This window comes from Vibrio sp. 10N.247.310.17, from assembly GCF_041466605.1.
Taxonomy (GTDB): Bacteria; Pseudomonadota; Gammaproteobacteria; order Enterobacterales; family Vibrionaceae; genus Vibrio; species Vibrio tasmaniensis_A.
The window spans coordinates 1-9,270 of record NZ_JBFSTC010000132.1 but is presented as its reverse complement, the minus strand read 5'-3'; the positions used below and the strand labels follow the sequence as shown (position 1 = coordinate 9,270).

Sequence of the window (9,270 nt, the reverse complement as noted above, 5' to 3'; positions counted from 1 at the left end):
TTTGGACATAAAAAGACCCCCAATAATTGGTGTCCAACTATTGGGGGTCAGTTCACCTTAGGGTTAGGCTCTTTTTGTATCAAGCGACTAATCCATTGACGATAGAAACCACTTCTCAGCTCTCCCCTACTTATTATCTCGACAACTTCAATCGACTGATTGAACACGCTCAAACACTCTATCCTGATCTGCTGAGTGACGATGAATGCCATTGGTTGTCTGAATACAAACGTCTTTCAGTTGCAAGCCAGTGTCTAATGATTCGTTTGCTTTCTCGCAAGGGCTGCTGGTTTCGAAGTGATAAGCTCAACTATGCTGAAATTCCAGACCTGAAAAGCGCACTACAAGAGCTAAACACATCGAACTTCATTGCGTTAAGTCACCCTACCGAACAACATAACCTTGTCATTAGTGATCTCGAATTAGGATTGCATCTACTGACTAAACCAGAACTGTTCAGCGCATTCCCATTTCTTATGAACAATCAGACAGCGAAGAAAGACGAACTCTTGGCTTTGCTCGAACACCAACCTTTTGACCAGTTCCAAAACTTGTCATTCGATTGTATTTACGTTGTCGAATCTGAAGTTATTGATGTCTTGCTACTACTGTTCTTTGCCAATACTTATCAAGACCTAAGCCAATTCGTTCTTAGCGATCTTGGACTCAACACCTTCGAAAATTACCCGTTAAGCAAACAGCGTCGTTTCTTCACCTCTAGAGAACAGCTCAATCAACTGCTCCAGATACGTGATATTCAACGCTTGTATTCAGAAGGGGACCGCAAAGACGGTGAGTTTCTTGAGCAGCTTTTAAACTCGATTCCTGAAGAATCAGAGCACAGAAGCATTGCCAGAAAACGATCGCGTTTGATCAATGATATCGCTCGCGATCTAGAAAGGCTCAACCAAAACGATCAAGCTGTCTTTTGGTTCAAACAATCCGTACTTCCCCCCAGCAGAGAACGACTTGCACGCATCTATGACAAGCAAGATGAGCTAAACTTAACGTGTGACATTGTCACGAAAATGAAAGCGAATCCATCAGATGTATCAGAGCTGGAAGTCGCTATTAAGCTTGAAAACAGGCTACTACGGAAACAGGGCCACAAAGTTTCTCGAACCATAAAACCGAGCTGCAAAGAGATAAAACTGGAATTAGACCTCAGCCAAACGCGAGTTGAACTTGCGGTGAAGCAACATTTCGAAAACCAAGGTTGGGAAGTCTACTTTTCAGAGAACAGTTTTTTATGTGGATTGTTTGGCTTAGCCTTTTGGGAAGTGATTTTCGCAGACGTTGAGAGTGCATTTATTAATCGTTACCAACATCGCCCTCTGGATCTGTACCATTCAGACTTCATAGACAACCGAGCTGAACAGATCCAGGCTGTGTTTCAAACCATATCCGAGCAAGGACTAAACCAATTGCTTGATATCTACGACCAGAAATACGGTATCGCAAATCCATTCGTTCATTGGAACCATTTCCCTAAAGCACTCATTGAGCACAGTATGGAGGCTATTCCGAACGCCTTAATCGTCGATCTATTCAAAGTGATGCTCAGTGAGCTAAAGCTATTTAGAACTGGGATGCCGGATTTGATCGCGTTCAGGGACGATGAATTTCATTGGATTGAGGTCAAAGGGCCCGGCGATAAATTGCAAGACAACCAGTGGCGATGGATCAAAGAGTTCGAGCGATTATCTGTTCCATTCTCGGTTTGCTACGTCAATCATTAGATAGTTGCCTAGCTCTAGTCTCTAGTCTCTAGTCTCTAGTCTCTAGTCTCTAGTCTCTAGTCTCTAGTAAATAACTTACATCAATATCTTATCTACAAAATAGTCAGAACATGAGCTTTTTCAATCATTTTCGATATAATTAGAGAAAATGCCTAATCTTTAATACGTATGAATTTGAAAAAACTCTTCATTTTAGCTTTTGTTACCGTCTTCTCAGGTTGTGCCGTCTACGCGGGGTTGAACTTCGATCAGCTCTTTGGTGAACAACAAGTCCGTGATCGCCAAGCGCCTATTCTTTCATCTCAAGCACAGCATTTCATTGACGAAGTCAAACCTATCATTGATAGCCGCTGTGTTGTTTGCCACGCTTGTTATGATGCACCTTGCCAGCTCAAAATGTCTTCAGTTGAAGGTATCGACCGAGGGGCGAGTAAAGCACTCGTTTATCAAGGCACCCGTTTAACCGCCTCAGCCCCTACCCGCCTGTTTGAAGACGCGATAACCACACAAGAGTGGCGTGATGCGGATTTTCATCCAGTGCTTAACGAACGTATGCAGAATTCAACGGCTAACCTTGATGCTGGGCTTGTTTCTCGTATGTTGATGCAAAAAGAAAACCACCCTCTTCCAGATCAAACGCAACTTGAAGGCTTCGACTTTTCAACCGATCGCGACCAACAGTGTCCGACCATTGAAGAGTACGCTCAATACGAAAGAGATTACCCGACGTGGGGAATGCCTTATGGCATGCCGAACTTAGATAAAACGGAATACGCGACTTTAATGAGCTGGTTGGAAAATGGCGCGTTAATGAATGACCATATTCCACTGAATGATGCGGAACAAGAGCTCGTTGAAATCTACGAGGGCTTTCTCAACAAGAGTGACAATAAAAGCCAACTTTCAGCACGTTATATCTATGAACATCTGTTTCTATCACACCTCTATTTCTCTGATTTAGCTCAGCCAACACGCTTCTTCACCTTGGTTCGTTCTGCGACGCCTCCTGGTGAAGCGGTTCAACGCATCACGACTCGTCGACCTTACGACGATCCAAAAGTGGATCGGGTTTATTATCGCCTGATTCCAGAGCAAGGCACCATCGTCCACAAAACACACATGCCTTTCGCATTAAATGAAGAACGCCTGAACAATTGGAACACATGGTTTGTGGATGCTCGTTACGCTGTCAAACAACTTCCTAGCTACGCGATTGACGTCGCGGCGAATCCAATGACTTCGTTTGAAGCACTTCCGGTGAACTCGCGCTTCCATTTCATGCTAGACAATGCACAAAACACCATCATGGCCTTTATCAAGGGGCCGGTGTGTCGCGGGCAGCTGGCACTCAACGTGATCAATGATAGATTCTGGGTACTATTCATCGATCCTGATAAAGCGGATCTGCCTGAAATTAATCAGTTTTATGCCAACCAGAAGCAAAACCTAAAGCTGCCTAGTGAACTAGAAAGCAACACTGTCCCTGTCACAAACTGGGTGAGCTACGCGAAGCAGCAAGCTCGATACCTTAATGCGAAATCAGACTTCACCAATCAATGGTTTGATAGCGGCGTAAATCTAGACACAGATATCATTTGGGATGGCAATGGCACGAACCCTAATGCCGCGCTTACTATCTTTAGACACTTTGATAGCGCTTCAGTTGTTCAAGGTTTAGTTGGCCCACAACCCAAGACTGCGTGGATTCTTGATTACGCCCTTCTAGAACGTATCCATTACCTTCTCGTTGCTGGTTTTGATGTCTACGGTAACTTCGGCCACCAACTGATTACCCGCATGTTTATGGATTTCTTGCGCCTTGAGGGTGAGAGTAACTTCTTGACCCTTCTTCCAAAAGACGTGCGACACATTGAACACTCAAGTTGGTATGAAAACCAAAGCTCACAGTTGAGCGACTACTTGCAGCGCAATATTGCACCTTTTGACCAGCCAACCAACGTGATATACAAAACGACAAATCCTAAGCGTGAACTGCTTAATATGATCAAAGATAAGCTCGCGCCGATCCTCGATAATCGCTTTGATATTGTCGAAACAGGGTTCAGTCGGAAAAACGAAGCTCTGCTCAAACAAGTGAATTTGATTAAGGGAGGCGGTCTGCGTCATGTGCCTCAATTAGTGACGATCATGATTGAAAGCGAGAGCGGCGATGAGCAGCTGTTCACTATGATTCACAATAACGCTCACAGCAACATTTCAAGCCTGTTCAATGAAGAGGGTAATCGAGATTACGCCAATGACGACTTAACACTGGTACGTGGGGTTATAGGTAGCTACCCTGCCGCTTATCTGTCATTAACTGAGCGCGATATACCGACTCTGGTTAAAGCACTGCAAAGCTTGGACACAGAAAAAGATTACGTCGCGTTGCTGGATAAGTTTGCAGTACGACGCAGTTCGCCTGAGTTCTGGCCATTCAGCGACCGAGTTCACCGTTGGTATAAACAAGATCAACCGATTGAGTTTGGTTTATTGGATTACAACCGTTTTGAGAATAGATAGTAAAAATAGATAGCCAGTAAGCGCTAGGCCTTGGTTCTAGCTTTTGAACATTGAGCACATTGCCTCGAGCGTCGGCTATATTGCCTTGAACGTCGGTCATATCACCTTAATCGTCGGCCATGTTGCTTGAAATCTTGGTAAGTCTTTCTTAAAGAACCATTGGTACACATGCTATAAAAAATCCTCTGACGAATAGTCGTTCAGAGGATTTTTTATTTGGCTTGCAGATTAGGTATAAGCTTAAAACAGGCTCACATCGTTAAACTGAAACATAGGGCACAAGTGCCTTCAACGAGTCTTTAACTAGTTCCGATAAAGCTTGGTCGTTATCTCGATACTGCAATAATGGTTCTTCGCTTGCTTCAATGCTCTGACACAAGCTGTACAGTGCTGATAGACCCAAACTACCCGCTGATCCTTTAAGTTTGTGCGCCAAGGACTTCACTTCTCGCCCATCATCCGCTTGACTCGCCTCAGCTAATTCATTCAAGGTCAGGTCACTGCTTTCATCAAACAGCGCCACGATCTGTTTCATTTTCTCTAATCCAAGAATCGACAGATCACCCTCTATCACTTTGGAATCAATCAATTTCACCGGAGCACCTCCTCTGTCTCGGGAATCAGTTGTATCATATTTAGCATCAATGGTAGCCGTGTGATTAGCCAATACATCTGCCATCAGTGTGGCGTTGAGTTCATCACTGTTACTCTCAATTACGCGTTTATAGTTTTGTTTGCAAACAGCATCGTTCGGATCAGGCTGTGGTAACAACAGTGCTTTACCATCGAGTTGAGTAACGATGAGCTGAGAAAGAGCCTCTTTCTCCAACGGCTTAGGCAAGAAACCATCGAACCCTGATGCTAAATAGCTTTCGACTTCTTCATTGAATACATGCGCCGACACCGCCACCATAGGGGGTATATTTATCGGCTCAGCCGTGGACGTTTGTTCTAGAATCGCTTTTAACTGTTGAATCAGCTCTATGCCATCACAATCGGGTAGATTGATGTCTACCAGCGCAATATCAAACGCCTGCTCACTGAATATAGCTCTGGCCTCTTCTCCTGTTGTCGCCATCACAACGTCATGGCCTAGGTTATTCAGAAATCCTTCAGCAACAATGCAGTTAACAGGGTTATCTTCAATCAACAGTACTTTGGCACGGATACAAGCTTCAATAGTCGGTGCTTTCGTTTCAATCTTCTCACCCGCGAACAAAGGTACTGAGAACCAGAATTGGCTACCTTCTCCTTCTTCGGAATGAACACCAATATCACCGTTCATTGCTTGCATGATACTTTTGCTGATCGCTAGCCCTAGCCCAGTGCCGCCAGTTTTATTGCGACCACTACCGGTTTGGGTGAATGCATCAAACAGACAAGCTTGCTCTTTGCTATCAATGCCAACCCCCGTGTCTGACACTTCAAACATCACTCGATTTTCATCTTCTATATCTAAGCTGATAAAGATATCGACTGAGCCTGTTTCAGTAAACTTAATCGCATTGCCAACCAGGTTGTTCAAAATTTGGCTGATTCGTGTTACATCACCACGCCAATAACGTTGTACGTTACTTTCAATATGGAAATCGAAATTAAGTTTCTTCTCAGCAGCACGCCCCTCCATTAGTTGGTAGGTATCTTTAACCATTTGGTAGAGATCAAACGAAGCCGTGCGTATTTCTAAATGCCCCGCTTCTATCTTTGAATAATCAAGCACGTCATTCAAAATGGCGAGAAGATTCTTGCCGCTGCGGTTAATGATATCGGCATAACCCGATTGCAAAGGATCTAGCCCAGTATCTTTAAGTAATCGAGCCGTACCTAACACACCATTCATCGGTGTTCGTATTTCATGGCTCATCGTCGCGAGGAAGGCGGACTTAGCCCGGCTTGCTTGTTCTGCGGCATTACGAGCCTTAGCGTGATTTTCCACCTCGACATTCAACTTCTCATTGGTTTTTTGCAGTTGATAAGTTCGGTCGGTGACCAATTCTTCTAAGTGCTCTTTATGTTCTTCGAGCTCACGTTTCGCCTTCGCTTCTCCAACGGCAACCACTTGTAGCGCCTGTGCCGTGTTTCTCGCTGTAATAATAGCCTCACCCATATGCGCCAGTTCATCATTACCTTTAACCGAGATATCGATATTCAGGCGCCCCTGAGCGATAGACATCAAAGCTGAAGAGTATTCAGTAAGACGTTTAACCACCGAGATATAAACAACTCGCCACACAATAACGGCAACGATAACCAAGCCAATAACCGAAATCACCGACAACGACCATTGAGCTAGATTCAGCGTGCTAGTCAGCTCATCAACCGCTTTTTTGGTACTTAGATTCGAATCGTCGATCAATTGGTTAACCGTTGTATTCAGTTGCGAAAACAGCTCCAGCGTATTTTGCATCAGAAATTCAGATTTTTTGGTGTTCTCATATTGTTCTAACGATATATCGAACACGACTTGGCGTTTTCTTAATTCTTCAAGAAGCTGAGACATCTGCGCTGAACGAGTCGGGTCTTCGACCGCTTTCACACGGCGCGCCATAATTCTTAGATTAGATTCAAACTCAGATTGGATTTGATGAATACGTTCAACGTTAGTGACAGTCTGCGTTTCTTCAATTTGATTAAGCATTTTGTACGCCAACAAATGTAATTCATGCAAGCGTTCAGACAAATCAAGGTCTACCTCAACAAGCGCATCTAAGGCTTGGTAGGCTTTATCAGTTTGCTTGGTTTCTAATAGATCATAAATGTGTGTAACGTTGGCAACTGCGATGGTGGCCGTGTTCAACACTTGGGTTCGGGTTAGCTGTTCTAGCTCTTCCGCAAGTAGACGCATCTCTTCAACACGAGAAGACAGTTCCTTGTTTAACCAAAGCTTACGTTCAACTGACACGCCCAACTCAGCCAGTGTATTAATAACACTTTGGACATTGTTTTCGAGTTTATTAAGAAGTTGGGAATCAAAACTGTCGACGCCAAGTTCTTTGATATGCTGAAGAAGCGACTCAAGTTGACCGAACAACATAGTGCCCGCTTCTTTTCTTTCTGCTTCATTTCTCGCATTAGAAAGCGTTTGTACCGACGAAATAATACGGTTACTCAACTCAGATACTTGACGAGCTTCGATCATGGCAGGAAGAGCAGAATCGACGACGTTTCTTTCAGTCTTTGCTACAAAGCTAAAACCAGAAACACCGATCAATGCAGACAATAAAACCAACAGGGCCATCACTAAGAATGAGGCCAGTAGCTTGCGTCCAATACACGCTGAAGCTAACAACATAAACTCTAAACCTTAAAACGTTCTTCTTTACCCATGCAGAATACGCTATATTTTGCAGTGTTTCTTATCTAAAACCAATAAAACGGCAATTCATGCTATCTAGACCTTTAACTTCAAAAATTCTTCTCTCATTACTAGCATCAGTCACCACTGTAGCAAGTGCTAGTGAGCCTTTGAGCCCAATAAAACCGGCAGAAGCCACATCACAAAAAGAAAAAATTTGTGCCATTTATCCGCACCTAAAAGACTCTTATTGGTTATCGGTTAACTACGGAATGGTCTCAGAAGCAGAAAAGCAACAAGTCGAACTTAGAGTTTTGGAAGCTGGCGGTTACCCCAACGTCGCTAAACAAGCCTCACAACTGGTGCTTTGCACGCAATGGGGGGCTGATGCCATTATTTTAGGCACCGTTTCGCCTGACGCTTACCATGAGAACCTGACCAACTGGGTCCGAGCAACCCCTGTGTTTGCCACAGTCAATGAGTTAACCGTCAATAAAGAGCAACAAAGAGTATTAAAAGGCACGGTCGGTGTCGACTGGTATCAAATGGGCTTCCAAGTCGGAGAGTTTTTGTCGAAAAGACATCCAAAAGGGTCAGGAGAAACACCTATCGCCCTATTACTTGGCCCACAAGCAAGCGGTGGCACTAAACCTGTGGCGCTCGGGTTTTATGATGCAATCAAATCGAGCGATATCAAAATCGCGATCAGCTATTGGGCAGACAACGATAAAGAACTGCAAAGAAACTTGGTACAACAAGTCATCGAACAACCGGATATTCAATATATTGTCGGAAGTGCAGTCGCGATTGAAGCTGCGATAAGTGAACTAAGAGCTGCGGGTAAAACCAAAGATATTGGGTTAATTTCAAGTTACTTAAGTCACGGAATCTACCGCGGTTTGCTTCGTAACAAGGTGCTTTTTGCACCAACAGATAAAATGGTTGAACAAGGTCGCTTGTCGGTAAAGCAAGCCACCAATTACTTGCGTGGTCAACCTTATGAAAAACATAGTGCACCCATGATTGAGGCACTGACACCAGCAACACTCAAAGATCAAATTATCGCCGACTCATTGTCACCTTCTGAGTTTCGCCCGGTATTCAGTGTGAATCCTTAGTGCTATATTGACTAAAGAACTCAAAACAATAAAAACGAATCAATCATTTAGGGAACATCCATGCAAAAAACGACGCGTACTATGCCAACGCATAAGAATATCGCTTTGGTCGCTCATGACCATTTCAAACCTGAGCTATTAAGATGGGTCAAAGAGAACAAAGAAAAACTACAAAAGCACTTCCTTTATGCAACGGGCACGACAGGTTCTCTACTTAGTAAAGAAACAGGCTTAGCGATTAAGAGCATGATCAGCGGCCCGATGGGCGGAGACCAACAACTTGGTGCGCTTATCTCTGAAGGCAAGATCGATATGATGATTTTCTTCTGGGATCCATTAAATGCCGTACCACACGACCCGGACGTAAAAGCACTACTTCGCATAGCAAGTGTTTGGAACATCCCTGTAGCAACCAACCGCGCTACCGCTAACTTCCTGTTTAACTCTTCACTGCTTGAAGAAGAAGTGATCATTGAGATCCCAGACTACGAAGCATACTTGGCAGAGCGCACATAATCATACGTTAAATTAGCCCTTTACTAGGGCGTGTTGATCTTTCGAGCTGATTTTTGCAGCGAATTGCTGGGGATTTCTA

The 9,270-nt window shown here is 44.0% G+C and carries 6 protein-coding genes; 4 read left to right on the top strand and 2 right to left on the bottom strand.

The features are described 5' to 3' along the window. Nucleotides 1-74 precede the first annotated feature (74 nt). Entirely contained in the window at nt 75-1,739 is a 1,665-nt protein-coding gene (locus AB6D80_RS23100) for a VRR-NUC domain-containing protein (protein WP_372189715.1), read from the top strand. Nucleotides 1,740-1,907: 168 nt separating this feature from the next. Further along, entirely contained in the window at nt 1,908-4,262 is a 2,355-nt protein-coding gene (locus AB6D80_RS23095) for a fatty acid cis/trans isomerase (protein ID WP_372189713.1), read from the top strand. 259 nt (nt 4,263-4,521) lie between these two features. On the opposite strand, the gene torS is transcribed toward AB6D80_RS23095, so the two are convergent. Continuing rightward, complete coding sequence (torS, locus tag AB6D80_RS23090) at nt 4,522-7,554, bottom strand: TMAO reductase system sensor histidine kinase/response regulator TorS (RefSeq protein WP_372189711.1); 3,033 nt, start codon at nt 7,552-7,554, stop codon at nt 4,522-4,524. Between the two features lie 64 nt (nt 7,555-7,618). After that, nucleotides 7,619-7,783 (bottom strand): hypothetical protein, encoded by a 165-nt coding sequence (locus AB6D80_RS23085; protein WP_231847902.1) that lies wholly within the window; start codon nt 7,781-7,783, stop codon nt 7,619-7,621. On the opposite strand from AB6D80_RS23085, the gene torT reads away from it, so the two are divergent. Next, nucleotides 7,728-8,675, top strand: a complete 948-nt coding sequence (gene torT, locus AB6D80_RS23080) for a TMAO reductase system periplasmic protein TorT (protein ID WP_244499062.1) — start codon at nt 7,728-7,730, stop codon at nt 8,673-8,675. The two genes, AB6D80_RS23085 and torT, sit on opposite strands and share 56 nt — an antisense overlap. Nucleotides 8,676-8,735: 60 nt before the next feature. Beyond that, complete coding sequence (locus tag AB6D80_RS23075) at nt 8,736-9,191, top strand: methylglyoxal synthase (protein WP_009844869.1); 456 nt, start codon at nt 8,736-8,738, stop codon at nt 9,189-9,191. Nucleotides 9,192-9,270: the final 79 nt, after the last annotated feature.

Bases quoted from the DNA above. Each gene is read 5' to 3' on its own strand.
- AB6D80_RS23095 (WP_372189713.1), top strand. From the start codon at position 1,908: ATGAATTTGAAAAAACTCTTCATTTTAGCTTTTGTTACCGTCTTCTCA.
- torS (WP_372189711.1), bottom strand. From the start codon at position 7,554: ATGTTGTTAGCTTCAGCGTGTATTGGACGCAAGCTACTGGCCTCATTC.
- AB6D80_RS23085 (WP_231847902.1), bottom strand. From the start codon at position 7,783: ATGGCACAAATTTTTTCTTTTTGTGATGTGGCTTCTGCCGGTTTTATT.
- AB6D80_RS23075 (WP_009844869.1), top strand. From the start codon at position 8,736: ATGCAAAAAACGACGCGTACTATGCCAACGCATAAGAATATCGCTTTG.